This is a genomic window from Shewanella sp. BC20 (assembly GCF_003129585.1).
Lineage (GTDB): Bacteria > Pseudomonadota > Gammaproteobacteria > Enterobacterales > Shewanellaceae > Shewanella > Shewanella seohaensis.
Genome location: NZ_NHRI01000006.1, coordinates 65,132 through 91,751, shown reverse-complemented (window position 1 = coordinate 91,751; position 26,620 = coordinate 65,132). Strand labels below are relative to the sequence as shown.

Here is a 26,620-nt window from a genome sequence, read left to right as displayed (position 1 = left end):
ATTATCAGCAGTCGAGAAGCAAGCTTCGAATGCGGATTATGCCAAACTGAATTGATTTTAGTTCATTTATCCCATGATTCTAGTCAATTATGTCAATAAATTGACGAAAGCCAAAAAAAAGACGCACTCAGTGCGTCCTTTTTCCTGTTGATCTATAACACAATTAACGAGCTTATGTATGAGAAGTGATATTGTGTTTATCCGCAGGAATTGCATCCCACGCTTCTTTGATTTCGCGCAGTAATCCTGCAACATCATCTAATGCAACAGGGTCATTCTGCACATTCGCATCAGTCAAACGTTGCACCATAAAATCGTAAAGATTGGCTAAATTAGTGGCAATATCGCCACCCGCATCCATCACTAGTGTGTTTTTCAGCCCGAGAATAATACCGATAGCCTTACCAATCAATAAGCCTTTGCTAGCGATATCACATTGCTCCATTGCAATTTTTGATTGAGCAATCCGCTCTAATGCCCCATTAAACAACATCTGAGTAATTCTGTGTGGAGAAGCATCTGCGATCTGACTCTCGAGGGAAACTTTACGATAAGACTGGAGTGAGCCTCTCATAACTACCTACCTGTTTGCATCCAAAGTTTTATACAAATTTACTTTTGAAGTGTTACTTTTTCTGAGTGCTAACTCATTGGCGTACTGCTGCCTAACATTAGCAACACATTGCTCGAATGTCAGACTTAGCTTTTGCTGTTCAGTAAGTAACGTAACATCATCTTGAGTTGTGTCAGGCAGCCATTGTAGTAACAATTCTTGACGCCTGTTTATCAGTTCTTGCAGGATACTTGCCAATTCTTCTGACTCATCAAGATTACCTGCAACTGTATCCAAATGTGATAATGTTTCATGCACTAACTTGTTTACTAACTGCAGCTCAGCATGAGCATTTATTGATTCAGACATGTGGGTCACTCAATATTATTTCTTATTTGAGACTAATCCAGGTAACGAATCGATACGAGCCTGAATAGTGCTACCTTGCGAATTAAGCTGGCCAACCATCAAATCCATAGCATTAAACTGCTTGGTAAGCCGAGCTTCATAGGCTTTCATTTTCAACGCAAAAGCTGCTCTTTCATCCCCTAGACGGGAAAGTCGGTTATCCAATGTTTCATCACGGCTATCAAGCAATCCCCCTGATTGAGTATATGCTTCACCCACACTAGTCATTTTGGCAGCAAATCCGGTTCCCTCTGTGGTAAAGAAGTCGGCCACTGCACTTATATCATTCTCAAGAGCTTTTTTTAAGGTATCCTCATCCAGCTCCAAGGTTCCATCACGTGTGGTTTTAATGCCTAGGTTTGCTAGCGCCATACCATCGCCATAAGAGGAAGAGATCACCCCTCGAAACTGGCTTTGCAAGCTACGAATAAGAGAGTCACCTTGGAATATTCCCACCTGTTTAGTTTTAGGATCATAACCCGACATTCCCTTCACTGTGCTTGTCATGGTGTTATAAGATTCAACAAACTCCTTTATGGCTTTGGTTGCAGAAGCCTTATCTTGCTCAATTGTCAATGTGGTAGATTTATCGACATCGGCATCTTTAAGAGTCAAAGTCACGCCCTGTATTGCATCCTTAACCTCATTAGAATTTGATGTCACCTTGAGGCCATCCACATACAGAATTGCATCCTTGGCACCCTGCACCTCAGTCATGGTGAAGGTATCCGCAAGGGCAGTACCTGTATCATCGTTTGCTGTCACTTGGATTTGATTTGCTGTGCCCGTTTTATTGGATGTCAACACCATCTGCGGTCCAGCATCACTGTTGATGATGGTGGCCGTTACCCCAACATTGTCGTCAGCCTTATTGATTTTTTTTACAATATCCTGAAGTGAATCACCGCTCGCAACATCGATGGAGAAGCTTTTTCCAGCGACATCAATTGCCAAAGAGCCACTACCAATGGGCGCTGTGACATCTGTGACGTTAGCCGAGCCTACTTTCTGACTTTGAGCGAGCTGCTCAACCACTAAGTTATAACTGCCTGCAACTGCATCGGAATCAGTCTTGGCCGACAAATAGTCGCTTTTAGATAACTTAGAAGTAAACCCAGTAAAGGTTTTAGCTTCAGACAATGGCTTCAATTTATCCAAAAAATCAGAAATACTGCTTTTTAATGCGCCTAGAGCCGAGATTTGAGTATTAACAAGGCCTTCGGTCTTATTGAATTGCGCCTCTTTGGGAGCCTTTTCAGCGTTTACCAAAGCTGAGACTATGCCACCAATATCAAGCCCTGAACCAATACCGCTTGCAGTTAAACCCGCCATGTTAACCTCCCCTGCCTCTGAGTCTTTATTGACTTAGGCCTCTGTTTTCATCAATACGCCAGCAATTTCCGACATCTTTTCAGCCAATGCCAAAGCCTCTTCTGAAGGAATTTGGCGGATCAGTTCACCAGAGTTCACATCCACGACACTCACGACTGGTAAACCTTCAAGCTCATCAACTTTAAACTCTAGCCCTTTTTTCATCATTGACATGGTTTCAGTCAATGAACTTGCAACTTGAGTCAGAGATGTTTGTTCTTCTTGTTGATCTACATTAGCTGTATCTGCCAACGCATTGACAACATCGGAATTTAAAGCAAAATTTACACCATTTTTAACGTTTGTAGCTGCATCAACAACTATCTGTTGTGGAGGGATAGCCGATTTGGTTGCCGCATTCACTACCGATTGCAGTCCAAGGCCTGCATTTAATGTTACGTCACTCATATCGTGTTTCCTATATTTTGCATCGGCCATACAACAGATGCGGTAACACTAAAACAATAAAGGGAGAGCAAAACTGCCCTCCCTCTGCCCAGTCAAACGAAAACCTTTACTTCGCTTACAGCAGTGACAAGGCCACTTGAGGAAGTTGGTTCGCCTGTGCCAGCATCGCAGATGAGGTTTGTGACAGAATCTGCTGTTTGGTCATAGTGGCAGTTTCTTTCGCAAAGTCCACATCTTGTACTCGGCTACGAGCATCTGACACGTTAGTAGAAATATTACTCAGGTTATTGATTGTAAAGTTCATACGGTTTTGTACCGCACCTAAATCCGCACGTTGACCATCAATACCTGCAATTGCAGCGTCAATCACTGCCAGCGCATCCTGAGCACCTTGTGCGGTATTGATGTCAATTGTACTCACTGCCTTCAATGTAGAGCTACCACCAGCGGCTGCTACGCCACCGCCCAGTAATTCATTCGCTGTAGTACCTTTTACACTGAATTTTTCAGATGATGATAATGTCAGTGATGAAGTTTTGCTTGCGTTTGCAGCACCCGCAGCTTGACCACCTAATTTCGCAGTGGTACCACCGCCGTAACCCGCAATTTCAACACCAGCTACGCCTTTCGCAGTCAAAGAGATAGTGCTAGTACTATCATCATAACTCACGTCATAACCCGCTTTACCTAAATCGGTAGCAAGAGTTTTCGCATCGCCCTTATACTTAGACAAATCGTAGCTATCTTTACTGCCATCGGCGTTAACAACAGAGAAGGTACCTGTATCAGCAGCACTTAAACCTGACAGAGTAGTCGTGACTGATGCTTCAGCTTTTACACCTGCACCTGACTTGTTGATATTTGTTGCAACGGTTGCAGCGTTATCACCTCCAGCAATCGCAACAACTTTACCATTAACAGCAAATGCTGCGTCAGCTGTAGTGCCTTGTGTCAAAACTGTTGCCGCTTCAACCCCAAATTTGGTGCCAGCACCGCTAATTGCGTTATTACCAATCTTGTTAGATGAAACGTCACCTAGAGAAATAGAGATGGTTTCATTGGCATTAGAACCAACTTGGAATTTTTGCGTACCATAAGTACCATCAAGTAATTTTTGACCACCGAAAGAGGTTGTATCTGCGATACGAGTCAATTCAGTCTGCAGAGATGAAATTTCTTTTTGCATTGCAGCACGGTCTTCAGTTGAGTTTGAGCCGTTAGCAGATTGTAATGATAGATCACGCATACGCTGCAGAATGTCGGTAGAAGTTTGCATCGCACCTTCTGCGGTTTGCGAAATAGAGATACCGTCGTTGGCGTTACGTTGGGCAACATCAAGACCGTTGATCTGACTGGTCAAACGGTTAGAAATTTGCAAACCAGCGGCATCGTCTTTGGCACTGTTAATACGCAGACCAGATGATAGACGCTCCATGGAGGTTTTTAATGCGCTGTTGGCGCTGTTCAAGTTCTTTTGTGAGCTCAGCGAGGTCACGTTGGTATTAACAGTAATTGCCATGATATTGGTTCCTCATATTACCTGGTAGACAACTGCCTGAGCTGTTCAGCCAGGCGAAGCTTAACTTGTTACATTTACTGTAACGGCAAAGGAGGGACGAACTTTAGCCACTTTTTTGAAATTTCTTCAAAATCGAGAAATTTATTTAAAAATCAGAAAATTAAAATGCCGATAAGAATCGGCATTTTTAGCTTAATATAAAACTCAAGTAGTAACGAGAGTATCACTATAGTACGAACGATTAACCACCGAGTAGTGATAATGCCACTTGAGGAAGTTGGTTCGCCTGCGCCAACATCGCAGATGAGGTTTGTGACAGAATTTGCTGTTTGGTCATAGTGGCAGTTTCTTTCGCAAAGTCCACATCTTGAATTCGGCTTCTGGCATCTGATACGTTAGTCGAAATATTATTTAAGTTGTTGATAGTAAAGCTCATACGGTTCTGTACAGCACCCAAGTCAGAACGGCTACTATCAATACCTGCAATGGCAGCGTCAATCACTGCCAGCGCATCCTGAGCACCTTTCGCAGTATTGATATCAATCGTACTCACCGCATTTAGTGTTGAACTACCACCTGCTGCCACAACACCACCGCCGAGTAATTCATTCGCTGTAGTACCTTTTACACTGAATTTTTCAGATGATGATAATGTCAGCGATGCCGTTTTACTCGCGTTTGCTGCACCCGCAGCTTGACCACCTAATTTCGCAGTGGTACCACCGCCGTAACCCGCAATTTCGACACCAGCTACGCCTTTCGCAGTCAGAGAAATAGTGCTAGTACTATCATCATAACTCACGTCATAACCCGCTTTACCTAAATCGGTAGCAAGAGTTTTCGCATCGCCCTTATACTTAGACAAATCGTAGCTATCTTTACTGCCATCAGCGTTAACAACAGAAAACGTACCAGTATCAGCCGCACTTAAACCCGACAGGGTAGTCGTGACTGATGCTTCCGCTTTTACACCTGCACCAGACTTGTTGATATTTGTTGCAACGGTTGCAGCGTTATCACCTCCAGCAATCGCAACAACTTTACCGTTAACAGTAAATGCTGCATCAGCAGTCGTTCCCTGAGTCAATACTGTTGCCGCTTCAACCCCAAATTTGGTACCTGCACCGCTAATTGAATTATTACCAATCTTGTTTGCAGCGACATCCATCAAGGATACCGAAATGGTCTCATTGGCGTTTGCGCCGACTTGGAATTTTTGCGTACCGTAAGTACCATCAAGTAATTTTTGCCCACCAAAAGACGTGGTATCAGCGATACGGGTCAACTCTGTTTGCAATGCAGAAAGTTCTTTTTGCATAGCTGCACGGTCTTCTGTTGAGTTTGAGCCGTTAGCTGACTGCAATGATAGATCACGCATACGTTGCAGAATGTCGGTAGAGGTTTGCATCGCACCTTCAGCGGTTTGCGCAATAGAGATACCATCATTAGCATTACGTTGTGCGACATCCAGACCATTGATTTGACTGGTCAAACGGTTAGAAATTTGCAGACCAGCGGCATCGTCTTTGGCACTGTTAATACGCAGGCCAGATGACAGACGCTCCATGGAGGTTTGCAAGGCGTTGTTGGCGCCGTTTAAGTTTTTCTGTGACTTCAGTGAGGTCACATTGGTATTAACAGTAATAGCCATGTTACATTCCTCTTCTAAGTTGGGTGCCAAGACGTGGAAGCCTGGCTAAATCTTGTTACTTTCCAAGAATATTGGTTTGCTTAGTACACTTTAATATTGCTTAAAATGCTTAAGCGTTGGTTTAATTACCCATATCTAAAACCTGCCCTATTAAACTCAGAGACACTTTTACAAAAGTGGCGCACTCTATTGTTTTGGGCGAGGCGGGCTCTAGATATAGTCAAACAACGATACTGAGCCCACTTTACTAAACACACTGGATACCGCATTGAGCGCAAGTTGTTGCTTTTCAAATTCAGTAATCGCAGTGGCATAGTCGACATCCTCCAACTTGGATAACGCCGAGGTGTTGATCAACTTTTCATCAGTATGCTTATCAGTATATTTTTCCAGTACTTTTAAACTGTTGCCTGCTAAGCCTTGTTGCTGACTGATTTGTTTGACACCACTCTGAACATTATTCAATAACTGTGCCAACTCTGATTGACCTGAAGGAGTTTGTACTTCAGCACCATTTTCAAATAGATCGATAGCCTTACTAAAGGTATCGAAAATACTCACTTCAGCTTCTTGGTGAAGGGTGAAGCTGTCACCAATCTTTGGCTCACCTTCAATGCTTAGCTTAACGCCGTCAAAATTGATTGATGTTGAGGGGTCAAAAGGGGCTGCGGCTGAAATCACATTCGCAGGGGTAGCAGTATCAGTGACTTCCACATTAATACCACCCGCACCATCATCTAAAAAATTAATCTTATAGTCGGAAAGAGAAGGCGTTACACCGTCAAGCTTTGCACTGGTAACACTGAACTCCCCTTGCTGGGATGACGAATAATTGACGCTATAATCGCCCATTGCATTGGGGGATTTGATGAATGCGGTATCTCCGGCAACATTGGTATTAAGCTGTATACCTGATGCGATTATGGCACTGTGGACACCAGAATCACCTTGATAGACAATTTTGCTATTGGCATCAAATTGGAATGGCAAAGTATCAGTCTTGTTACCCGCAAACAAATAATTGCCCGATTCATCTTTGGTATTGGCAATCGTCAATAACTGGTCAAGGCTCTTGCGCAAATCATCGGCAATAGTTTGCCGCTCCTCAGATGTTAGGCTGCCGTTTGAACCCTGTAGCATCAAATCTTTCATACTGGATATTAAGGTATCCGCTTGGCCTAACTGACTTTCAGTTTGTTGAAGATGATTGGTGGCATAGTCGATATTCTTCATAAATTGATCGACTAAGGCATTGCGTTGATTCAGGTTATCGATACCTAAAGCCGCAACAGGGTCATCACCTGAGGTATTGACCTTTTTGCCGCTGCTGAGCTGATCCAGAATCTTGCTCGTAGCCGTTTGTTTTTGCAGCACACTACTAATGCTTTGATTAAAGAGCTGCGCACTTGATAGTCTCATCGTCACTTCTCCTAACGCACTGAGGTCAGTAGGGTGTCAAAAATTTGCTGGGCGGTTGACATGATCCGTGCAGACGCTTGGTAAGCCTGTTGGAAACGCATCAGGTTTGCCGCTTCTTCATCTAAGTTCACCCCTGATTCGCTCTCTACTCTGGCGTAAGCCTGTTGATAAATCGCATCAGCCGCCCCAACTCGAACTTCGGCCGCTTTGGTTTGACTGCCGATATCTTGCTTGGTCTGTTCAAACACATCGGCAAGCGTCGATTTGCCGCCATTCATCACTTTGGTTTCACTGAGTTTGGCCATTGCCAAGGCGTTAGTGTTATCCCCTTCGGCAAAGGATAAATCGAAGGTGAATTTGTCGCCTGCGGCCGCCGCACTGCTATCGACTTCAAAGGTAAAGCCAAACGCACTAATGCTGGGTGGCGTATATGCCGCTGGTGCGCCAAGGGATGTACCATTGGCATCGAAGGCTTCATAGGTTGGCGGCACGGCCGTGGTATCCAATTGAATGGTGAGCTCGCTCCCCGTTGTTGGGAAGTTTGCCGCACTGCGGTTGGTAATTTGCGTTACCTTCACTTGAGTATTGCCTGAGTTCGCTGCATCTGGGGTGATTTTGGGCGCAGCGGCGGCAATGCCTTTGGGATCTGTCATCACCACTTCAATACCATTCGCCGCTCCCGCGGTTGGACGAATCGCGAATCTATCCCCAGAGGCCATGGCGCCGGCTTTAATATCAATAGAGAATCCCGCGCCGCCTTCGAGCTTAGTGCCGTTTAAGGTGAGCGGTGTGATAGTGCCGGTTTGCGAGTCTCTGAGTTCATAGGTGGCAGGCGCCGTAAAAGACAGCTCGTAGGAGCCACCCGATAAAGCGCTCGTATCGTCAATATTGACACCTAAGGTCGCATTACCTGTGTTGCCGGAAAATCCAGCCACACGGCCAATAGACATCAGTGGATCGTTGATATCCTTAAAGATATCGGCGCCCACTTGGCCATTAAGATCGAATCCTTGCGCCTGTAACTTGTTAAAGTTATCGGCAACTCCAAGGGCCAGTTGATCGAGTTCTAACCCAGCAGGCACTAAGGTTTGTTCACGATAGTCAAACAAGGCACCGAGCTGACCGCCTAACTTGCTAGGGTCGACACGTACACTTTGGGAGCCAATGCTCGACATCAACTGCAGTTCATTCGGGAAAGGGTCGCCCGTCGCAGTGCTGACCGACATGGGGACTTCACCCGAAACCAGCATAATTGCGCCGCCGAGCATGATACTTTTGGCCCCGTTTTCTAAGGGGATCACATTCACCTGCGCGTACTGACTCAGCTCTTGTACTAATGCATCTTGCTTGTCCAGTAACATGGCATCTTGGTTGGGCGACTTCATCAACTCGAGGTTAAGATTGGCAAGTTCAGTGCTGATCTCATTGATGCGCTTCGTCATACCCGTGATTTGATCATTGGTTTGAGTCAGCTGTCCGTTCAGCGTCGACTGCATCTGGTTCAAGCTGTTCGCCAATTGCTTGGCATCGTTTAAGGTCGAGCTGCGAATGCCTAGGTCTGCAGGCAAGTCCGCCAAACTATTTAGCCCTGAAAACAAATCGTTCAAGCTCTGTGGCACTATTTTGCCGATTTGCGAGAAGACTTGATCAAGCTCGCTCAACTTGCCGTAGCTCGCTTCGGCCGCACTCAGCGTGGTTTGGCCAATCCGCAATTCGCGTGCAGCATAGTCGTTGTATATACGCTTAACATCAGAGACATAAGTACCTGTGCCATAGAAGCTATTACCAAGACGTTGTGAATCTAACGTGGTTTGCGTCGCCACTTGTCTGTGATAACCCGCGGTGTTGGCATTGGCGATGTTATTACTGGTCACCCCCAGTTGTGACTGGGATGCGAGCACGCCTGTACGGGCAATATTTAATAGATCGATAGCCATCAGCCGATACTCCCCAACACTAACATCCTATGAAGAATGATCATTTGTCTTCTCCTGGCAGTATCGATTTCAGCTCTTCGCTGATGGACTGCATGACTTTAATGACTTTTTCAGCATATTTAGGATCGGTGGCATAGCCAGCATCCTGTAATGCTCGAATAAACTGAGTCGGTGATGCCGCGACTTTCTTCGCCGCCTGATAACGCTCACCCTCAGCAATAAAGGAAACAAAATCGTTAAAACTGTGCTCGAAATCGGCATACACCCTAAAATCGGCTTTTTGTCTAACGGCAATACCCTGCTCAAATTCCAAGGTACTCACGTTAGCCTTATCACCTTGCCAGCGACGGTCGGCTTTAATATTGAACAGGTTATGGCTTGGCGCGCCATTATTGCCACGGACAATTTTTTGACCCCAGCCCGTCTCAAGGGCTGACTGTGCCAAGAGCACTTCGGGTTGAGTGCCAAGGGCTTTGGCGGCTTTTTCTGCATGAGGATAAAGCGTCGCCAAAAACTCTTCCCGACTACCAAACTTGAGGGTCTTTTGTGTTTCCCTAAATGCCGCCGTCGGCAAGATTTGGCCGCTGATCACAGGTTCGATTGGCGATAAGGGTTGCTCTGACCAAGCGGGCTTTGGCGTATCTATGGCCAGCAAGCGCTCAGGCCTATCAATATCTAAGGAGGACATCACGCCATCGCCGTTATCCAAGTCAACACTTGGGCGCGCAATCGAGGCAGGCACGCCTTGCGAGGCAACAACTGGCGCAGCCGCAGTTTGAGTTTCAGCTGCCGAGGTTGCTTGAGCTGGAATATTGAAGGCTTTCGCATCATGTTGCAGCTTCATGCCACCGTCATTTCGCAGCACAGATGCGGGCGTAAACTGACTCGACTCGGGGGATAATTGCTGCACCATCATATCTGCAAGGCCCAGCACACCTTTATCCGATAAATCGACGGATAACTGCTGGTCCCGCATTTGCTCATAAAATTTAGTGTATTGGCTGTTGAGTGGGCTGTCGGATTCAAACACTGCGTTGGCATCACGCATGCTCTTCATCAGCATTTGCACAAAAACGCCTTCAAATTGTTGGGCGACTTTTTTCAAGGCGCCCTTCTCATCTTTCTGAGCCTGGGCGCGCAGGGAGTCGAGCCCGCCCAGATCAAGAAAATGTGATGAACTTGAAAGCTTTTCCATGATTTTCCCGACAGAAATTAGATGATGATAAGTTCACCATGCAAAGCACCTGCCACTTTTAACGCTTCAAGGATAGCAAGTACATCTGAAGGGGCCGCGCCCACCAAGTTTACGGCACGCACTAACTCATCTAAGGTTGTGCCAGGATTGAACATAAACATCCGGCGATTGCTTTCGCTCGCGTTGATTGTGCTGTTGCTGGTCACCGTCGTTTGACCATTCGCTAACGCATTAGGTTGGGATACCTGAGTCGCTTCGGCAATAGTTACCGTCAAGCCACCATGTGTCACCGCGGCTGGCAATAACTTGACGTTTTGCCCAACCACAATCGTGCCAGTACGGGAGTTCACGATCACTTTGGCTGACTCATCAGCAGGCTCCACTTCGATATTCTCGAGTGTGGCTAAAAAGGACACCCGTTGTGACACATCCCTTGGAGCGCTGACCTGCACAGAGGTCGCATCCAATGGCCGCGCCATATCGGGGCCAAGCAAGTCATTGATTGCATCGGCCATACGCTGCGCAGTGGAAAAGTCCGAGCGGCGTAGGTTAAACGTCAAATAATCGCCAGTCGAAAATGGCGTTGCTACGCTACGTTCAACGATCGCACCGTTAGGAATACGACCCACAGTTGGCGTATTTTGAATGACTTTAGAGCCATCCAAGCCATCGGCGCTAAAGCCGCTGACCACTAAACTGCCCTGCGCAATCGCGTACACATTCCCATCAACCCCTTTAAGGAAGGTTTGCAATAAGGTACCGCCACGTAAGCTTTTCGCTTCACCTAGGCTTGATACTGTGACATCCAATTCTTGACCAGGTTTGATAAAGGCCGGCATGTCCGCATGCACTGCTACCACGGCCACGTTCTTAATTTTGGGTCTGAAATTATCGGGCAAGTTAATCCCAAAGTTTTTCAGCATGGTGGTAAAGGTCTGCTCGGTATAACGGGTCTTCTCACCCGTGCCCGGTAAACCGACGACTAAGCCGTAACCAATCAATTGGTTACTACGAACCCCTTGAACATTGGCAATATCTTTAATGCGCTCTGCTTGGCTAGGAAGTGAAAACGCCAGCATGGCAACCGCTAAAATCAGTTTCAATTTCATGATACGACTCCTTAGAAGGGCCACCAATCGCTCATAAAGAACTGGCTTAACCAGCCCACCTTTTGCGCATCGGCGAAGGTACCAGTACCGCTGTATTGAATACGCGCATTGGCCATACGGGTTGAATCGATAGTGTTGTCAGGTTTGATATCCTGTGAACGCACTATGCCGGTCACTCGGATAAACTCATCGCCGTTATTAATGGAGATCCATTTTTCACCGCGTACGACTAAGTTGCCGTTATTGAGTACTTGCATCACGTTCGCGGAGATACTGCCATCTAAGCTATTGCTTTGATCGGCATCGGATTCCCGCTTAGTGTTCATGCTGTCTTTGTAACGCAGATCGAGGGGAACCCCGCCAATCGACACATTGCTACCACCGGCATAAATAGGGTCGAGCGACATATCAGAGCCTTTTTTGATCTGATTACCCGCACTCTTTTTCGCCTGAGTCGCTTCCTTCAACACGATTGTGATGATGTCACCCACTTTATGGGCGCGAATATCCGAATAGAGACTGGCCGCTTGGCTATCTTGGTAAATGGATCCCGTTGCGGCAATTTTGGTTGGCGGCGCTTCGGGGTATACCGGTGCATAGAAAGGATCATCTGCAATCGGCTTCTTGGAGGTGGAGCTACATGCCGTAAGCAAGAGCGCTGCGGCCAATATAAAATATCTAGCCATGATAATGTGCCTCTATAAATTCTGATTCACATACGCCAGCATCTGATCCACCGCCGAAATCACTTTAGAGTTCATTTCGTAGATCCGCTGACTTTCAATAAGATTCACCAGCTCTTCGGTCACGTTTACGTTAGAAGTTTCTAACGCGCCTTGACGAATCGCCCCCATACCATCGAGTGATGCAGTGCCTTGGATAGGCGTACCACTGGCACCAGTTTCGGTGTATAGGTTTTGTCCCATAGGATCTAAACCCGATGGGTTAATAAAATCGGACATGCTGAGCTGCCCCACGACTTGGTTTTCCGCCGTGCCCGGTGTTTTCACCGAGACTTCCCCTTCGGCAGACACGGTAATGCTGGTCGCATCATCGGGAATCGTGATTGCAGGTTGCAGTACGTAACCCGAACCTGGCGTTACAATTTGCCCAGTATCATCTAAGGTAAATTGACCATTACGGGTATAGGCTGTGGTGCCATCGGGTAGCTGTACTTCGAAAAAGCCAGGGCCTTCAATCATCAGATCGAGTGAGTTATCCGTGGTCAACATATTGCCTTGGGTAAACATTTTTTGAGTGGCCACCACTTTGGTACCCGCACCAATATTTAACCCATTGGGTAACTTAGTGTTTGAGGCACTAATGCCCCCCGCTTGGTTAACGGTTTGATAGAGTAAGTCTTCAAAGACTGCGCGGCTCTTTTTGTAGCCGACGGTGCTGGCGTTCGCGACGTTGTTTGAAATCACCGCAATATCGGTTTGCTGTGCGTCTAAGCCAGTTTTACTAATCCATAACGCTGGATGCATAATTTATCTCCTAACTAATCCGCATTAATGAAGATGAAGCGCGGTCATTTTCTTCCGCGGTTTTCATCATCTTCACTTGCAATTCAAATTGTCGCTGTAGGTCGATTAAGGACACCATCTCATCCACTGGATTGACGTTACTGCCCTCTACAGCCCCACTCTCAACAAACACGTTTGGATCGGTTGGCGCCGGATTACCCGATACCAAACGGAACAGTCCATCCTCACCGCGCATCATTTGTGCGTTGCCAGGATTAACCAGCTTTAATCGCCCTACCTCTTCAACCACTTCCGTTGTCGCGCCCTGAGGACGTACCGAGATAATGCCATCCTGTGAGATGGTGACTTTTTCAATCGGCAGCGGTAACACAATCGGTCCCGCATCACCCATCACAGGATTACCTCGGTCGTTATGCAATAGCCCTGTCGAGTCAAAACTGAGACTCCCTGAACGGGTATAGGCCTCACTGCCATCCTTTGCCTGAACAGCGAACCAACCATCACCTTTAATGGCAACGTCAAGATCCCGCCCAGTGGTTTTGATGGGGCCAGCTTGAAAATTGGCGGAGGGTGTTTCCACCATGGCAAAAACCCTCGATGGCAATCCTTCACCAAAGGCTTGCATCGATCTGGCTTGCGCCATGTCCGACTTAAATCCATCGGTATTGGCGTTAGCTAAGTTGTTGGCACGCAATGCCAACTCATTCATGTTTTGCTTAGCTCCGCTCATGGATATGTAGAGGAATTTGTCCACAGACTGCTCCGTCAAATTTTCAACCTGACAATAGCAAAGCAAGCATCATGCCAATAAAAATCGTGGCTAATTTACTGATAAATTGGGAGAAGATTATGAGGAAATGGCAACAACGCCAAAAGAGGCTAAGTGTTGCCGCCATCGGCAACACTTAGAGAAGGAGTGAATCAGCTTAACGAATTTGCAGTACAGTTTGTTGCAGAGTGTTGTTCACTTCGAGGGTACGTGAGTTAGCCTGGAAGTTACGTTGCGCCGAAATCAAATCCACCAGCTCAGTCGTTAAGTCAATGTTGGACTGCTCTAATGCCGAAGAACTGATGCTACCGAAGGTACCACTGTTGGGTTCACCCGCGAGCGCTGGACCCGACTCAAGGCTGGCTTTCCATGAGGTGTTACCCACTTGAGTTAAACCTTGCTCGTTGGCAAAACGAACTAAAGCAACACGAGCTAATGCCACGGTTGAACCGTTAGAGTAGCTGGCGGTGATCAAACCATCTTCACCGATTTCGACGTTGGTTAAACGCCCAACAGTCGTACCGTCCTGCGTTAATTCGGTTGCCGCAAATGGAGCCGAAAACTGAGTTGGCGCATTGAACTTAATAGTTACAGCTTGAGTACCATCGGCACCAGGGCCTAACACGCCCGCACCAGCAACCCCTAAGGGTTCTGTAGCTATGACAGCAGGGTCGCTACCAGTATAAACACCCACTTCGTTAAATTTTAATACCGAACCTTTCCAACCGCCTGTGGTTTGGGCTGTTGCAGGTGTATCTGGCGTACCATCACCATTGGTATCCGTTTGATAAGTCCCTGCGGGGCCAGACACATCCACTTGCTTACCATCAATTGCGTAGTAGGCAACCCAGTTGTTTTCACCATTATAAGAGCCATTCGTTGGCTTCACGAAATAGGTGGTCATAATATGTGGCTCACCGAGGGAGTCATAAATCGTCAGAGAGGTCACACTGTTATAGGTTTTGGAATCCAACGGGTCAAAAGCTGCAGGATCCAGAGCACTTTGCTTAGAATTTAAGTTCATCTGCATTGTGATGTTATCAGTCTTAACTGGACTACCGGCTGTATCAGGAATTTGCACAGGTTTTGCCGTCGTTAAACTGACCGATGTTGAGTTACCGTCTTTATCAACTGGGAAGGTTTGCAGGTAATTACCTGCAGAATCAACCATATAATTATTTTTATCGACTTTGAATGCACCTGCGCGGGTAAACTGATGGTCTAAAGTGCCTATTTCCGATGAGGTTACAAAGAAACCACCTCCTTTAATCGCTAAATCCAAGGAGTTATTGGTCAGCTGCAAACTACCTTGGTGGAATTGCTGCGCCACTTGGCTCGTTGCCACACCACCACCGACGGCGGTTTTAGAGTTAGAGAAAATTGAATTAGCGTAAACATCCGCAAATTCAGCACGCGATTCTTTAAAGCCAATGGTGTTAGCATTCGCGATGTTGTTCGCGGTAGTGTTTAAGTCTTTCTGTGCAGCAGAAATGCCACTCAATGCAATGTTAAACGACATAATTCACCTCTACATTTCACTCAATTCAATTAAGGACCCGAGTCCAACTCAATACTGACAAATTAGGTTTCTGATACCGCAAGTACATCAGAGAGCTTAATACCTGCACCACCGCGAAGATTCAGAATCGCCCCAGTGCTTGCTGTGCCCAAAGAAACACTGGTCACGTGGGCATAGGTCGAAACGGCAAGCTCTTGAGATTTACCATCGACAAGACCGCTGGCCTTAATGGTGTAATTACCGGCACCGACAGGATCACCATTTTTATTTAAACCATCCCATGTCACAGGGATATTGCCGCCAGCACTGCCATCGATGTTAAAGGTGCTAACAACTTGATTTTTATCATCCAGTACACGCACGTTAATCACAGGAATTTTATCCGGCGTACTCACCACGCCACTCAGGGTGGGGCTTTCGGCTGACACATTGCCGGTATCGGTTGGGATCAATACCTTACGTCCAACTAATCCCGATGCTTGCAGCGCCTGACTCGATGTCATCACGCTGTTTAAATTAACAATCTCATCATTGAGCTTTGAAATACCATCCACGGTAGAAAAGGATGCCATTTGCGCAATCATCTGGTCGTTATCGACAGGCTTAAACGGATCCTGCATCGACAACTGCTGACTGAGTAATGAGAAAAAATCTTCTTGAGTCAGCTGCTTACCTTTGGCTTCTGGCACAACAGATTCGCTGGGCAAACGGATCCCATCTAAAAATGGATTGCCGGTTGATGTACTCGTTGTGTTCGTGGTATTAGTCGCTACCGTATTCGATTGGCTCTTCGTTTGAGTCGTCTGAGCCGTATTCTGGCTAAGTTGGTTAATGAGGCTCACTGCTTACCTCCTAAATCGCGCATGTTATTTACCCATCCCAAGTGTTTGTTGCAGCATAGATTTTGCGGCTTCAGCGACTTGAACATTCATCTGATATGAGCGAGAGGCAGAAATCATATCCGCCATTTCTTCCATGACATTCACATTCGGCTTATAAATAAAACCATCCGCATCCGCCATCGGGTGATCGGGCGAATACTCTTTTAATAGGGGTTTATCGCTCTCAACGATGCCTTTTACTGCAACACCTTGAGAAGCTTGCTGTTGGCTCTGCGCTTTCGCCATTTCAGCTTCAAAAATGGGATGACGTGAGCGGTAAGTTTTATCAATACTGCTAGAAACAGAATCGGCGTTAGCGATGTTACTCGCCGTGGTATTGAGTCGCACGGACTGGGCTGACATACCAGAGCCAGCCACATCAAAAATGCTAAACAAACTCATGATTAATCCCCTCTCAGCGCTTTTTTCATGCCGCTAAACTTACTGTCCAAAAATCCCAGAGACATTTGATATTCGAGCGCATTTTGCATAAATGCCGACTGTTCCTGTTGAATATCCACTGTATTGCCATCTCCAGTATCTGGCTGATTTGGCACACGGAACTTCACGTATTGTCCCGTTAACTGTGCGAGGCCAAAATGCTGCTCATCGCCTGTCATCTCAAGGCTATTGCGTTGCTGTTGCTGGGTCTTCGCAATATTTAAGGCCGCAGAAAAATCGACGTCACGGGCTTTATAATGTGGCGTATCGGCGTTTGCGATGTTGCTTGAAATCACTTCGGCACGCTCGGCACGTATCCCCAAAGTGAATTGGTGCACACCTAGTGCCTTATCAAAATTAATCGCCATAAAATTGCCTCCATCGTGACTCTCACGGGAACAAAGCAATTCATGTGCCAAAAAACAGAAACTATCAGAAATGTGTAGAAATGGGGTTTGGCGGAGTAAAAAATTACCGACTAATGTCGGTAATTTTTATTTAATATCAGAGCATTAAGTCTTTTTCTGGTAATAGATACCAGGGTTGCAACGAACCATATCAAATTCATCCGTCAGACCCGCAATCGACTCTGACGCGCCGAGAAAGAGTATACCCTTCGGATTTAAAGCGGCAGCGAATTGCCGCAAAATTTTTGCTTTTGCCTCTGGGGCAAAATAGATCAGCACATTTCGACAGAAGATAATGTCGAACTTGCCAAGTAAGGTGTAACTCTCAAGTAAGTTATGGGCGCGAAAATTGACTAAACGCTTAACGTTATCCTTAACTCGCATGTTACCAGAGGGCAAAGCATCAAAAAACTGGCGCTTACGCTCCTCGGATAAGCCACGCGCTAACGCCAAACTATCGTATTCGGCATTTTTACAACGTTCCAGCATCGAAGGCGAAAGATCGGTTGCTTGAATCGAGGCGCCGCCCGGCAAAGCTCCCGGCTTCTTCTGTTGATATTCTAAGATAGTCATTGCCAACGAATAAGGCTCTTGGCCAGACGAGCAGGCAGCGGACCATATTTTTAATGGACGCCCCAACTTACTGTATTCAGGTAACAAAACATTATTAAGCAACTCAAACGGATAACGGTCACGAAACCATAAGGTTTCATTGGTTGTCATGGCGTCGATCACTTCTGCCCGTAAGGCTCGCTCCGTGGGCTTCATCGAATGTTTTACCACATCGGATAACGAAGGCAGATTATATTTGCCCATCAAAGGAGCAAGACGGCTACGTACTAGGTATTGTTTATTTTCCCCCAGTACGATGCCGCTGTGTTGTTCTAGGAACAACCTAAATTGATTATATTCGGCTTCAGCGAGTGATTTGTCAGGCACATTCACGTCCTAGATCCTATAGCAAGCACCCAAATAAGTGCCAACAATCATGTAATAAGGGCTAGATTATAGCGTAAAGCGCTACTAGGCACTAACCCACACTTTCACTACAAACTTAAATGCTTGTTCACTGCTGCCGCTAATTCATCGGGATTGAATTTCGCGATAAAGTCGTTGGCGCCTACTTTTTGTACCATGGCCTGGTTGAACACGCCGCTGAGTGAAGTATGTAAAACGACCTTAATATGCTTAAGCTTTGGATCGTCGCGGATTTCTGCCGTTAAGGTATAACCATCCATTTCAGGCATTTCGATATCGGAAATAATCAATGGGATTTCTTCGGCGACATTGTTCATTTCACCAGCAATCGCCTTTAACTTGTCCAATGCCTCGCGGCCATCTTTTGCCGTATCAATCTGTAAGTTTAATGATTCCAACGCGCGAATAATCTGCTTACGAGCCACAGCCGAATCATCAATCACCATAATGTGATAATGCTGACTTCTATCGATAGTGAGCTGCTCATTCACTTCTTCACTGATCGCGGTTTTTACTGGGGAGATTTCATCAAGAATCTTTTCAACATCGAGAATTTCGACTAACTCGCCTTCAATTTCAGTCACCGCCGTCAAATAGGAATAACGGCCAGCACCTTGCGGTGGCGGCATAATAGCTTCCCAATTCATGTTGATGATACGTTCAACTGAACTGACCAAGAAACCTTGCACGCTACGGTTATATTCTGAAATGATAATAAAGCAATTTTCGGTACTCGCGAGCGGACGTCCACCAGTTGCGGCACTTAAATCGATCACTGAAATAGTCGTTCCGCGAATATGTGCCACCCCTTTGACGTAGGGGTTAAGTTTAGGCAAGGCCGTTAATGGCGGACACTGCAAAACCTCTTTCACTTTGAATACGTTAATCCCAAATCGCTGACGACCATTCAACTTAAATAGCAATAGTTCTAGTCGGTTTTGACCTACGAGTTGGGTGCGTTTGTTGACTGAATCAAGAATACTCGACATAACTCTGCCTTGTTCTGTTTATGTACGGCCCTAAAACTCGTTTGAGTATAGGCATATTAATTGCTTGCGTCTTGTTATCCATAACCATAGTTGAAACTGAGTCAAACTTCTGACACGAAATTTTGGCCTTAACGACACAGGACAGTTTCACGTTTGATAAAAGTATAGGTGCATTCTGGCGTTACAAGCTAGTCTCTTCATTATGAAAGTAAATTTAGTATATTTTTTATGTGTTATCGCATTATTTCTCACCTCGGCGGCCAATGCAGCTCCCGAGGTACCTAGCGTATCGGCGATATCAGAGTTAGCTAAAGCCCTTATTAATGAAAAGATTTCAGTGCCGGCGAATGCCAAAGTGGAAATCGCTCCCCAACCTATCGACAACCGACTATTACCAGCACAATGTGCGTCCCCAATAAAAGTTGAACTAGCATCGGATAGGGAAATCAGCCGCAACAACACCGTAAAAGTCAGCTGTGACACATCGGATTTAGCCTACCCTTGGCAGATTTTTATGTCGGTACGTGTTGATATCCTGTTCCCTGTGGTGGTCGCCAGCGAAACACTGGCGCCAGGGGAGTTAATCAGTCCAACTCAGGTTGAAATCCGTTATATTGATCAAAATAGTTTACGCGGAATGCAATTTAGCGATACCAGCCAACTTTCAGGCGTGCGGGTTAAACGCCGTGTCGCCAAAAATTTTCCCATTTTTGCCAACAACCTTTGCTTTGTCTGTAAGAATGATTCAGTGTCGATTTATGTCCGTTCCAGTAATTTTGTGCTAAAAACCGTGGGTGAAGCATTACAAGATGGTAATATTGGTGACCAAATTAGAGTCAAAAATAGCAGCTCAAACAAGGAACTAGATGCTATAGTCACAGCCATTGGCGAAGTCGAAGTTAGAATGTAAAATAAGCTAAAGCTTTTCGATGGGCTGCCGATACCCCAGTTAAGAAATCCCGTATACACGACGCTGGAGCCTAACATGGCAATTGATATTAGCAAATTTAACGCCGGAGCGGCCGCACAAGTCCGTTCAAACAGTACTAAAAAGAGCAGCGAAAGCGAGCAATCGACTCAGGTTGCGGCTAAATCGACTCAACAAAAAGGTGACTCAGTTGTCATTACGGCTCAAGCTCAACAGCTTCAAGGAGCTCAAACCAAAATGGCCAGCCTACCTGAAGTCGACCAAAAGAAAGTCGCTGAAATTAAGCAAGCGATTGCCGAAGGTCGCTATAAAATTGATCCCGAAAAGTTGGCGGCCAACATTGCCAGCTTCGAAGCTGAATTGAATGACCTCAATAAAGAGTAACTATGACAGAAATAGCTAAACTGGTAGATCAACAACACGCCCATTTGGCTGTTCTTAAACAGATTATTCTTAAGGAAAAAGGCGCTTTGGTTGACCAAAACGCCGATTTGCTTTTATCGCTTGCGGAGCAAAAATCAACATGCCTGCAAGAACTCAAGGCCAACGATGACTTACTGGCCAATCACAGCGATAAATCCTTACTCACCTCGCAAGTAGAACTATCCCATAAAATGGCCGCCGTAAAAGAGGCTCTTGCCGAATGTAAGGATCTTAACGCTCAAAATGCCAGTCTCATCGAGATGAATTTGGCGAGTCTAAACCGTTTTGCCCAAGCCTTACAGGCGAGCCGAAATGCGACTACTCTGACCTATAACGATAAAGGCAGAACCTCGACCCTTTCTAGCTTAGGCAATGATTTAAAAGCATAAGTCGAGCAGTAAATAGTAAACGGGATATAAAAAAAGCCGCGCTAAAACAAAACTGAGTGCTGCTTTTGTTTATTGGTAAAGCAAGGACTAGTAATCACCCTGCCCTAGTGCTAAAAATAGGTAACGTCTTTAATTCTCTGTGGGCGGCTCTGCTGTTGGTAAATTTGCCATACCTTGGCAAAATCAAGCTCCAACTCAGTGACATAATGATCCCCTGCCGGGTAGCTTTTTACCACTCTCGCGCCGCGGATCACCCCAGTCACAGAAGCTTTAACATTGTCATCTGTCAGCATCCAATCACTGACACTGCTATTGGCGGTGATCTTTTGTCCATACACTTGTTCAGCAAGTTCACGATAAGCCACGATTTTTGAGGCCTGCATCGCCATCAATACTCGTTGGGACTGCTCTTTAGCCGGTTGAGTCGCTAGCGGGGCATAACCTATGGCCGTCAGCTTAGGAAAACTGCTTGGCGGTACATCTTCCCACTGAACATATTTATCTTTGGCAGCACACCCTGTTAGTAGGAGCGCCGCAACAATGAATAGGTAGCGTTTCATTTTCCATCTCCTAGCACTCGCACTTCATTCATACCAGGGCTCGACTGGCGATATAAAATCCCATCCTGAGAGATAACTTGCTCAGAAGGCAGCATGTAATTGCTCAACTCTTTTTGGGTCACATAAGTTTGAGAGGCTGAGACCACGCGATTATTACTCAGGGTGACAATCCGAGTGTTGATTGCCATGCCATTGGTCGTGGGGCTCATAGTCGATACCACAACATGGTCAATGGGTAAGTTGGTCGAAAGCTTTTGCCAATCGCGCGTCAAAATAAAATCGCCATCAGCCGTCACATTCAGCCCATCACCTAAATTCAAATCCACCACATTAAACATAAAGCTATGCAAAGACGTCATTAGCCCTTGCTGGAGCTGCTGCGCCAGCGCATTGGTGCTACTCAAATTCCCCACTAACACGGGCGTGGCAACAACGATAGGTTGGTCGGGACGCAAGGCATCATTCTGCTTGACTAACTCAGTCACAATGCGCAGTGCTAGATGATTAATTGTCGCCGTAGGCGGCAAACCATTGCCGTCAGCTAAGCTAGGTTTGGGCGGTGCCACGGGTTTAGTCGCACACCCAACCAGCACTAACAGTGCCAGAGGAATGAATGCACGCTTAAGCATAGGAGTAACCTCGTCATCAGTATCAATGTGGCCCAGTGGGAGCCGCAATCTTTGCCATAAAGCAAGCAAGTATTAGACCAAGTCAAAATATTGCTCTTCATGAACTCTTCAGATTATCGACAAATCTATTGATAACTTTATCCCTTTACCACGATAAATCAGGCACACAATTTGCTTAGAGCCATAAAGCACTGCCAGTAAACTGACTCATCCCAGCAATTTTAGTTAAGGGCTTATTGATGAACATACTAAGAAAGAACTTGCTCATAATCAGCAGCCTACTGCTATTTGCTGCACCGGCAAACGCCGAATGGGTCGAGGCCAGTGGAGAAGCGGTGATCACCAATGGCAACATCGCCCAAGCACGTGAAGAAGCCATCAATCAAGCGGTGAGTTATGCCACGCTCAGTACCGGTATCCAAATCACCAGCGAGCAACAAACGACTAACGGCAACTTAACGCAAAACAGCTTTGCGATTAATCGTTATGCCCAGGCGATTAGCATTCAATTGGTGAGCGAGCGTATTCAAGGCAATAAAATCTATGTATCCCTCAGGCTCGATCTCAATGATGACCCAACCCAGCAATGCCCGGCAGGCCAATTAAAGGCCGCCATCTTAATTCCCCAAGCGCAAATAAAAGACCGAGCACAGTTACGCTACGGACAATTATCGGGATTTGAAGAAGTCATCTCCGAGAAACTGGGTAATAGTATTGATGGCTACTCATCTACTGGTTTTAGCCATATCCATGCCAAAGAACGGCTTGATATCGCACAAGAATTGGTCGATATCCGTGGCTATCGACTCCCAAGCTGGTTGAGCGAAATCACCGATAGCCAATATATTTTATTGCCACAAATCATCGATATATCGACAGAGCCTGTGCAATCTACCTTTATGGGATGGTGGGATGAAGCGCCACTCAGACAATTCCAATTTAAACTCAGTCTCTATCACGGCATTAGCGGCGAGGAAGTATGGAGCAAAACCTACAGTACCTCTGCCCCGTGGGAGTTTGAAGAACAGGCCATCATAGCCCCTAATAGTGACCGATTTTGGCGTTCATCCTATGGCAGAAATATCAGCCAAATCATGCAAGAAGCAACTCGAGATATAGACAACACGCTCAATTGCAGACCACTATTAGGACAAGTCGTCAGCCGTCAAGGCGATAGAATTATCCTTAACTTGGGTCGCAAACACGGCATTCGAGTTGGCGATAAATTCCAGGTCGTGTTACAACAAAACTTACCCGATAGACTCAACGAAATGCGTGCCGTCGCCACCAAGAGCCGAGCAACGGTAAAAATCGAACAAGTCAGCGAAGAAAGTGCAACCGCGGTCCTCGTTGACCAAAATGCAGCTTACAATGTACAGATAAACGACATCGCGCTTAAGATTTAACCAACTAAATCATAAGCCTTTTAATCAAAGATAAAACCAGTATAATCACTTGCGTCTCTTCATAGCTCAACAGGATAGAGCAGCCGCCTCCTAAGCGGCCGATCGGGGTTCGAGTCCCTGTGGAGAGACCAGATAGTGTAAAGTTAGAGTTAGATTTAACGGCTTCATTTCCTAATTTTTCTCAAAAAAGTATACTTACCTCGCGTAACCCACTCATCCTGAATAATCCGTAATATACCGAGGACAGCTTTTTTGGCTCATACCTATATACCTTTAGATACCTATCGCCGAAAGTGGATTTTTAACCATAAAGACTTGCCTGTGAGCGATGATGACAAGACTGGCATTCTGCCGCTGACAGACAAAAGCGCCATGCTGGTTTGGAATCAGTGGATTAGCAATAAAAGTAGCCGCGCCGAACAGTTTACTAAAGGGGATTGGGCCGCTAAAGCCAACGCATGGGTCAAAACGGATCATTGGCAGAGTGCGTGGGACAGTGAAGATAATAGCCTACCCGAGATGTTGGCCGAGTTTATCCAGTGGCCAGACGATACTCAGGTCTTTTTTTGCTACGAAAAATATCAAGTGATTGAGACTCGTTGGGATGTCTTTGTCCGCAACTGGAAGTGCTTTCTGTTTTTCGATGATGGCCCAATTCTGATCTCCCCTAAACAAAAACAAGCGGTGATGTTTGAACAAAATGGCCAATATAAATTAGGTGTTCGTGGCTAACCACGTCTACCAATAAGTCGAATGGCTCAAACCAATAATTCCGACTTTTTACTTTTTTAAGCTGTCCCTCAAAAGAAAGCAGCCCAACTTGATTTACCTCCTAAGCGATAGCTTGCACAGATTAGGCTATCGCTCCTCTTTGGTTTCGATTAGTATCGCTTGGCAATCAACAGATAATCTTCGTTTGAGCCGTTAATCCCATGGTTACGCTCAACGACCATAACTAAAAAAATATGAGGTGTATGATGAAGTTACTCTCAACCCTGACACTAACTACCGCTTTGCTTTTTCCACTATTCGCCCAAGCCAAAGAAGTCTCTGGTGTCCAAGTCGCCGATACCATCACGCTCGACGCTCAGACGCTGCAATTGAATGGCGTTGGTGTTCGCAGCAAGTTCTTTATGGATTTGTATGTGGGTAGTCTGTATGTCCCCACCCCGAGCAAAACCATGACAGAGGTGATCAATGCCCCGGTTGCGGCGATTCGCCTCAATATTACGTCAGGAATGATTACTTCCGAGAAAATGCGTGATGCGATAACCGAAGGTTTTGAGCACGCGACCGCCGATAATACGACCGACATTCAGCCACAAATTGACGCCTTTATGGCGCTATTTAAGGATGAAATCAAAGAAGGCGACCAATTCACCTTGGTCGCCAACAAAAGCCGTGGCGTGACCGCCTATAAAAATGGTCAAGAACAAGCCACGATTGAAGGGGAAATGTTCCGCCAGGCCTTACTCAAAATTTGGCTAGGGGAAAAACCAGCCCAGAAGAGCCTCAAAGAGGCCATGCTGGGCCAGTAATTAAAATCGGAACTCGAGATCCAAGGCGGCAGCGCCTTGGTTATCCATATCGAGTGCCGCTTGATGGGTGACTTCCAATTCACCATTGAAGTAGTAACCCGCGTAAAGGTTCAGCGCAATGGCCGGCGTAGCTTGCCAACCGGCACGCAGATAACTCACCCACTCGTTAGTCTCTACCACGGTATCCTTATCGGCGACTAAAAATCGCTCGGTGCGACGTGAATTACCAAAGCCGACATTCCATGCAGGGCTCACTTGATAACTCAGCTCCAAACCCGCAGGGCCACTAAATCCCGCTTGGAAGGGGTTAGCTAACCGCCAACGCTCATTAATCTGCCAACTCACCGCCAGATAAGGCATAGTGCGCACTTCATCGATATCGTTTAAATACGCAACGCCAAAACCGAGCATATTGCCCGACTCGAAGGCATACATGGCCGACGCAACCACACCATAACTTTGCGCATGGCTCGCCGATGCGGTATCGGCATAGGCATATTGAAGTTGTGGCGACAACATAAAGGACCAATGCTTATCCATCCGATAGCTAAGGGATAGGCCCGCGCGGTAACGGTCGATATTTTCCCAGGTTTCACCCGCATCACTAAACAGGCCTGCGGCGTTATTCGCCCCCGTTAAACGGATATTGCGCCAATCGTAATCAAGCCTATCGTAACCGACACGCATTCCAATAGACCATTGTTTATCCAGAGGAATATTGACACTGGCGTTGAGTAATAAGCTGTCCCGCTGCAACTCTGTATCGCCATTGGCAACCGATGCACTCTGGGTACTAATCTGCGATACGCTCAACTTAAACGGTTTATATTGCGCTTGTTGACGCGCCTCAGCCGCGGACACGGCATAACTTAAAAAAGGCATTAATCCCAATCCTATATACATTAGGCTGGGCTTTATGCTGACTCGAGAATCAAGTGATTTAGTCACGCCTGCTCCTTGCGTTACTGTGAGTAATTTGTCGCGAATAATACGCTCGATTTGAAACAAAAGTTCACTCTTTTCGAAGAAGATACAAACTGATACTAACCGCTTAACGCCGTTACACTCGGTAGGCTTTCAAAAACATCTCGGCACAACCCCGAATATACTGCTCACGCTCCCCCAATAAAGGCTCGGTTTCAAGCCCCAACTCTAACCTGAGTTTTAATTCGCCAAACAGCATTAAACATAAACGTACCGCACAATGATGCGGTTGTGGAAAGCGATATAACCCAAGCGCCTCTACGGCGATTAAATATTTTGTCAGCATCGCAAGCATATGCTGTGGCCCCGCCTCAAAAAACAATCGCGACACTTCTGGGTGGCTCTCCGATTGCGCCACACAGGCTTTAAATACGGTAATCGCCTCAGGGCTAACAATCATCTCACCAAATTGCAGCGCAAATTCGGTGAGGGTGGCTTCAGGTTGACTTGGATCGCTGAGTAAGTCGGCATTTAAGTTGTGGCCAACGCATTTGGATTCAATCGCCGCCACAAACAAATCATCTTTACTGCCGTAGTGGGAGTACACCGTTTGTTTGGACACGCCCGCCTGCTTCGCCACTTCATCCATACTGGTATGGGGAAATCCCTGGCGGCAGAACAAGTCAATGGCCGCAACAAGCACTTGCTGTTTCTTTTGTTCACTGCGGCTCATCGGAATATCAGAGGACAGAGTCATATCTTCACTCAAGGTAGCAACATAA

General features: G+C 46.3%; 29 protein-coding genes and 1 tRNA gene. 7 read left to right on the top strand and 23 right to left on the bottom strand.

What is annotated here, in order from left to right; genetic code table 11:
- Positions 1-172 precede the first annotated feature (172 nt).
- The 19 genes from fliS to CBX96_RS08325 form a co-directional block, all read right to left on the bottom strand.
- Complete coding sequence (gene fliS, locus CBX96_RS08415; RefSeq protein WP_011625688.1) at positions 173-574, bottom strand: flagellar export chaperone FliS; 402 nt, start codon at positions 572-574, stop codon at positions 173-175.
- A gap of 6 nt (positions 575-580) precedes the next feature.
- Complete coding sequence (locus CBX96_RS08410) at positions 581-922, bottom strand: hypothetical protein (RefSeq protein WP_109286369.1); 342 nt, start codon at positions 920-922, stop codon at positions 581-583.
- 15 nt (positions 923-937) lie between these two features.
- Complete coding sequence (gene fliD / locus CBX96_RS08405; protein ID WP_037420321.1) at positions 938-2,293, bottom strand: flagellar filament capping protein FliD; 1,356 nt, start codon at positions 2,291-2,293, stop codon at positions 938-940.
- 33 nt (positions 2,294-2,326) lie between these two features.
- Complete coding sequence (locus CBX96_RS08400; protein WP_109286368.1) at positions 2,327-2,740, bottom strand: flagellar protein FlaG; 414 nt, start codon at positions 2,738-2,740, stop codon at positions 2,327-2,329.
- A 115-nt stretch (positions 2,741-2,855) separates the two neighbouring features.
- Entirely contained in the window at positions 2,856-4,259 is a 1,404-nt protein-coding gene (locus CBX96_RS08395) for a flagellin (protein WP_109286367.1), read from the bottom strand.
- A gap of 241 nt (positions 4,260-4,500) precedes the next feature.
- Positions 4,501-5,910, bottom strand: a complete 1,410-nt coding sequence (locus CBX96_RS08390) for a flagellin (protein WP_109286366.1) — start codon at positions 5,908-5,910, stop codon at positions 4,501-4,503.
- A gap of 210 nt (positions 5,911-6,120) precedes the next feature.
- The gene (gene flgL, locus CBX96_RS08385; protein ID WP_109286365.1) at positions 6,121-7,329 is read right to left on the bottom strand and encodes a flagellar hook-associated protein FlgL; all 1,209 of its coding nucleotides are present in this window, start codon (positions 7,327-7,329) and stop codon (positions 6,121-6,123) included.
- Positions 7,330-7,340: 11 nt separating this feature from the next.
- Positions 7,341-9,266: a flagellar hook-associated protein FlgK gene (gene flgK, locus CBX96_RS08380; RefSeq protein WP_109286364.1), complete on the bottom strand. Its 1,926-nt coding sequence runs from the start codon at positions 9,264-9,266 to the stop codon at positions 7,341-7,343.
- A 40-nt stretch (positions 9,267-9,306) separates the two neighbouring features.
- Positions 9,307-10,461, bottom strand: coding sequence for a flagellar assembly peptidoglycan hydrolase FlgJ (gene flgJ, locus CBX96_RS08375; RefSeq protein ID WP_109286363.1), 1,155 nt, complete (start codon positions 10,459-10,461; stop codon positions 9,307-9,309).
- Positions 10,462-10,478: 17 nt separating this feature from the next.
- Positions 10,479-11,570, bottom strand: a complete 1,092-nt coding sequence (locus tag CBX96_RS08370) for a flagellar basal body P-ring protein FlgI (RefSeq protein ID WP_011622054.1) — start codon at positions 11,568-11,570, stop codon at positions 10,479-10,481.
- Positions 11,571-11,581: 11 nt separating this feature from the next.
- A complete protein-coding gene (gene flgH, locus CBX96_RS08365) occupies positions 11,582-12,256 on the bottom strand; it encodes a flagellar basal body L-ring protein FlgH (protein ID WP_109286362.1) in 675 nt (224 codons plus the stop codon).
- Between the two features lie 12 nt (positions 12,257-12,268).
- Positions 12,269-13,057, bottom strand: coding sequence for a flagellar basal-body rod protein FlgG (gene flgG, locus CBX96_RS08360; RefSeq protein ID WP_011622052.1), 789 nt, complete (start codon positions 13,055-13,057; stop codon positions 12,269-12,271).
- 10 nt (positions 13,058-13,067) lie between these two features.
- A complete protein-coding gene (gene flgF, locus CBX96_RS08355) occupies positions 13,068-13,811 on the bottom strand; it encodes a flagellar basal-body rod protein FlgF (RefSeq protein WP_109286361.1) in 744 nt (247 codons plus the stop codon).
- Positions 13,812-13,983: 172 nt separating this feature from the next.
- On the bottom strand, positions 13,984-15,345 hold the full coding sequence (gene flgE / locus CBX96_RS08350) for a flagellar hook protein FlgE (protein ID WP_109286360.1): 1,362 nt from the start codon (positions 15,343-15,345) through the stop codon (positions 13,984-13,986).
- A 62-nt stretch (positions 15,346-15,407) separates the two neighbouring features.
- Positions 15,408-16,187 (bottom strand): flagellar hook assembly protein FlgD, encoded by a 780-nt coding sequence (gene flgD, locus CBX96_RS08345; RefSeq protein ID WP_109286359.1) that lies wholly within the window; start codon positions 16,185-16,187, stop codon positions 15,408-15,410.
- Positions 16,188-16,211: 24 nt separating this feature from the next.
- Entirely contained in the window at positions 16,212-16,628 is a 417-nt protein-coding gene (gene flgC, locus CBX96_RS08340) for a flagellar basal body rod protein FlgC (protein ID WP_011622048.1), read from the bottom strand.
- A 2-nt stretch (positions 16,629-16,630) separates the two neighbouring features.
- Positions 16,631-17,035 (bottom strand): flagellar basal body rod protein FlgB, encoded by a 405-nt coding sequence (gene flgB, locus CBX96_RS08335; RefSeq protein WP_011716395.1) that lies wholly within the window; start codon positions 17,033-17,035, stop codon positions 16,631-16,633.
- 144 nt (positions 17,036-17,179) lie between these two features.
- Positions 17,180-18,019 (bottom strand): protein-glutamate O-methyltransferase CheR, encoded by an 840-nt coding sequence (locus CBX96_RS08330; RefSeq protein WP_011716394.1) that lies wholly within the window; start codon positions 18,017-18,019, stop codon positions 17,180-17,182.
- A 101-nt stretch (positions 18,020-18,120) separates the two neighbouring features.
- Positions 18,121-19,041 carry a chemotaxis protein CheV gene (locus CBX96_RS08325; RefSeq protein ID WP_011716393.1) on the bottom strand — a complete coding sequence of 307 codons (921 nt, stop codon included), beginning with the start codon at positions 19,039-19,041 and terminating at the stop codon, positions 18,121-18,123.
- A gap of 202 nt (positions 19,042-19,243) precedes the next feature.
- Here CBX96_RS08325 and flgA point away from each other — a divergent pair, with 202 nt between their 5' ends.
- The 3 genes from flgA to CBX96_RS08310 all read left to right on the top strand — a co-directional run bounded on the left by flgA (position 19,244) and on the right by CBX96_RS08310 (position 20,781).
- Positions 19,244-19,951 (top strand): flagellar basal body P-ring formation chaperone FlgA, encoded by a 708-nt coding sequence (gene flgA / locus CBX96_RS08320; protein ID WP_109286358.1) that lies wholly within the window; start codon positions 19,244-19,246, stop codon positions 19,949-19,951.
- 75 nt (positions 19,952-20,026) lie between these two features.
- Positions 20,027-20,353, top strand: coding sequence for a flagellar biosynthesis anti-sigma factor FlgM (flgM, locus tag CBX96_RS08315; protein WP_011622043.1), 327 nt, complete (start codon positions 20,027-20,029; stop codon positions 20,351-20,353).
- 2 nt (positions 20,354-20,355) lie between these two features.
- Entirely contained in the window at positions 20,356-20,781 is a 426-nt protein-coding gene (locus CBX96_RS08310) for a flagella synthesis protein FlgN (protein ID WP_011622042.1), read from the top strand.
- Positions 20,782-20,891: 110 nt separating this feature from the next.
- Here CBX96_RS08310 and CBX96_RS08305 read toward each other — a convergent pair whose 3' ends face one another.
- Both CBX96_RS08305 and CBX96_RS08300 read right to left on the bottom strand, forming a co-directional pair.
- The gene (locus CBX96_RS08305; protein WP_011625672.1) at positions 20,892-21,341 is read right to left on the bottom strand and encodes an LPP20 family lipoprotein; all 450 of its coding nucleotides are present in this window, start codon (positions 21,339-21,341) and stop codon (positions 20,892-20,894) included.
- Complete coding sequence (locus CBX96_RS08300) at positions 21,338-21,970, bottom strand: FlgO family outer membrane protein (RefSeq protein ID WP_109286357.1); 633 nt, start codon at positions 21,968-21,970, stop codon at positions 21,338-21,340. Before CBX96_RS08300 ends, CBX96_RS08305 begins: the two co-directional genes overlap by 4 nt.
- A gap of 239 nt (positions 21,971-22,209) precedes the next feature.
- Here CBX96_RS08300 and CBX96_RS08295 point away from each other — a divergent pair, with 239 nt between their 5' ends.
- From CBX96_RS08295 to CBX96_RS08280, 4 genes are all read left to right on the top strand, one after another.
- Positions 22,210-23,376, top strand: coding sequence for a flagellar assembly protein FlgT (locus tag CBX96_RS08295; protein ID WP_109286356.1), 1,167 nt, complete (start codon positions 22,210-22,212; stop codon positions 23,374-23,376).
- 55 nt (positions 23,377-23,431) lie between these two features.
- Positions 23,432-23,507: transfer RNA gene (locus CBX96_RS08290), tRNA-Arg, on the top strand.
- A gap of 121 nt (positions 23,508-23,628) precedes the next feature.
- Positions 23,629-24,108, top strand: coding sequence for a DUF2947 domain-containing protein (locus tag CBX96_RS08285; protein WP_109286355.1), 480 nt, complete (start codon positions 23,629-23,631; stop codon positions 24,106-24,108).
- Between the two features lie 245 nt (positions 24,109-24,353).
- Positions 24,354-24,914 (top strand): chalcone isomerase family protein, encoded by a 561-nt coding sequence (locus tag CBX96_RS08280; protein ID WP_109286354.1) that lies wholly within the window; start codon positions 24,354-24,356, stop codon positions 24,912-24,914.
- Here CBX96_RS08280 and CBX96_RS08275 read toward each other — a convergent pair whose 3' ends face one another.
- Positions 24,915-25,796 (bottom strand): DUF6268 family outer membrane beta-barrel protein, encoded by an 882-nt coding sequence (locus CBX96_RS08275; protein WP_375136845.1) that lies wholly within the window; start codon positions 25,794-25,796, stop codon positions 24,915-24,917.
- 178 nt (positions 25,797-25,974) lie between these two features.
- Positions 25,975-26,595 carry a TetR/AcrR family transcriptional regulator gene (locus CBX96_RS08270; RefSeq protein WP_109286353.1) on the bottom strand — a complete coding sequence of 207 codons (621 nt, stop codon included), beginning with the start codon at positions 26,593-26,595 and terminating at the stop codon, positions 25,975-25,977.
- Positions 26,596-26,620 lie beyond the last annotated feature (25 nt).

Coding starts and splice junctions, on each gene's coding strand:
- CBX96_RS08300 (WP_109286357.1), bottom strand. CDS start 21,970: ATGCTTAAGCGTGCATTCATTCCTCTGGCACTGTTAGTGCTGGTTGGG.
- CBX96_RS08270 (WP_109286353.1), bottom strand. CDS start 26,595: ATGACTCTGTCCTCTGATATTCCGATGAGCCGCAGTGAACAAAAGAAA.
- CBX96_RS08280 (WP_109286354.1), top strand. CDS start 24,354: ATGAAGTTACTCTCAACCCTGACACTAACTACCGCTTTGCTTTTTCCA.
- CBX96_RS08370 (WP_011622054.1), bottom strand. CDS start 11,570: ATGAAATTGAAACTGATTTTAGCGGTTGCCATGCTGGCGTTTTCACTT.
- flgC (WP_011622048.1), bottom strand. CDS start 16,628: ATGAGTTTGTTTAGCATTTTTGATGTGGCTGGCTCTGGTATGTCAGCC.
- flgH (WP_109286362.1), bottom strand. CDS start 12,256: ATGGCTAGATATTTTATATTGGCCGCAGCGCTCTTGCTTACGGCATGT.
- fliS (WP_011625688.1), bottom strand. CDS start 574: ATGAGAGGCTCACTCCAGTCTTATCGTAAAGTTTCCCTCGAGAGTCAG.
- CBX96_RS08410 (WP_109286369.1), bottom strand. CDS start 922: ATGTCTGAATCAATAAATGCTCATGCTGAGCTGCAGTTAGTAAACAAG.
- CBX96_RS08305 (WP_011625672.1), bottom strand. CDS start 21,341: ATGAAACGCTACCTATTCATTGTTGCGGCGCTCCTACTAACAGGGTGT.
- fliD (WP_037420321.1), bottom strand. CDS start 2,293: ATGGCGGGTTTAACTGCAAGCGGTATTGGTTCAGGGCTTGATATTGGT.
- flgE (WP_109286360.1), bottom strand. CDS start 15,345: ATGTCGTTTAACATTGCATTGAGTGGCATTTCTGCTGCACAGAAAGAC.
- flgL (WP_109286365.1), bottom strand. CDS start 7,329: ATGAGACTATCAAGTGCGCAGCTCTTTAATCAAAGCATTAGTAGTGTG.
- CBX96_RS08275 (WP_375136845.1), bottom strand. CDS start 25,796: ATGCCTTTTTTAAGTTATGCCGTGTCCGCGGCTGAGGCGCGTCAACAA.
- CBX96_RS08400 (WP_109286368.1), bottom strand. CDS start 2,740: ATGAGTGACGTAACATTAAATGCAGGCCTTGGACTGCAATCGGTAGTG.
- CBX96_RS08390 (WP_109286366.1), bottom strand. CDS start 5,910: ATGGCTATTACTGTTAATACCAATGTGACCTCACTGAAGTCACAGAAA.
- flgA (WP_109286358.1), top strand. CDS start 19,244: ATGAAAGTAAATTTAGTATATTTTTTATGTGTTATCGCATTATTTCTC.
- flgB (WP_011716395.1), bottom strand. CDS start 17,035: ATGGCGATTAATTTTGATAAGGCACTAGGTGTGCACCAATTCACTTTG.
- flgJ (WP_109286363.1), bottom strand. CDS start 10,461: ATGGAAAAGCTTTCAAGTTCATCACATTTTCTTGATCTGGGCGGGCTC.
- flgM (WP_011622043.1), top strand. CDS start 20,027: ATGGCAATTGATATTAGCAAATTTAACGCCGGAGCGGCCGCACAAGTC.
- flgG (WP_011622052.1), bottom strand. CDS start 13,057: ATGCATCCAGCGTTATGGATTAGTAAAACTGGCTTAGACGCACAGCAA.
- flgK (WP_109286364.1), bottom strand. CDS start 9,266: ATGGCTATCGATCTATTAAATATTGCCCGTACAGGCGTGCTCGCATCC.
- CBX96_RS08295 (WP_109286356.1), top strand. CDS start 22,210: ATGAACATACTAAGAAAGAACTTGCTCATAATCAGCAGCCTACTGCTA.
- CBX96_RS08310 (WP_011622042.1), top strand. CDS start 20,356: ATGACAGAAATAGCTAAACTGGTAGATCAACAACACGCCCATTTGGCT.
- CBX96_RS08395 (WP_109286367.1), bottom strand. CDS start 4,259: ATGGCAATTACTGTTAATACCAACGTGACCTCGCTGAGCTCACAAAAG.
- CBX96_RS08325 (WP_011716393.1), bottom strand. CDS start 19,041: ATGTCGAGTATTCTTGATTCAGTCAACAAACGCACCCAACTCGTAGGT.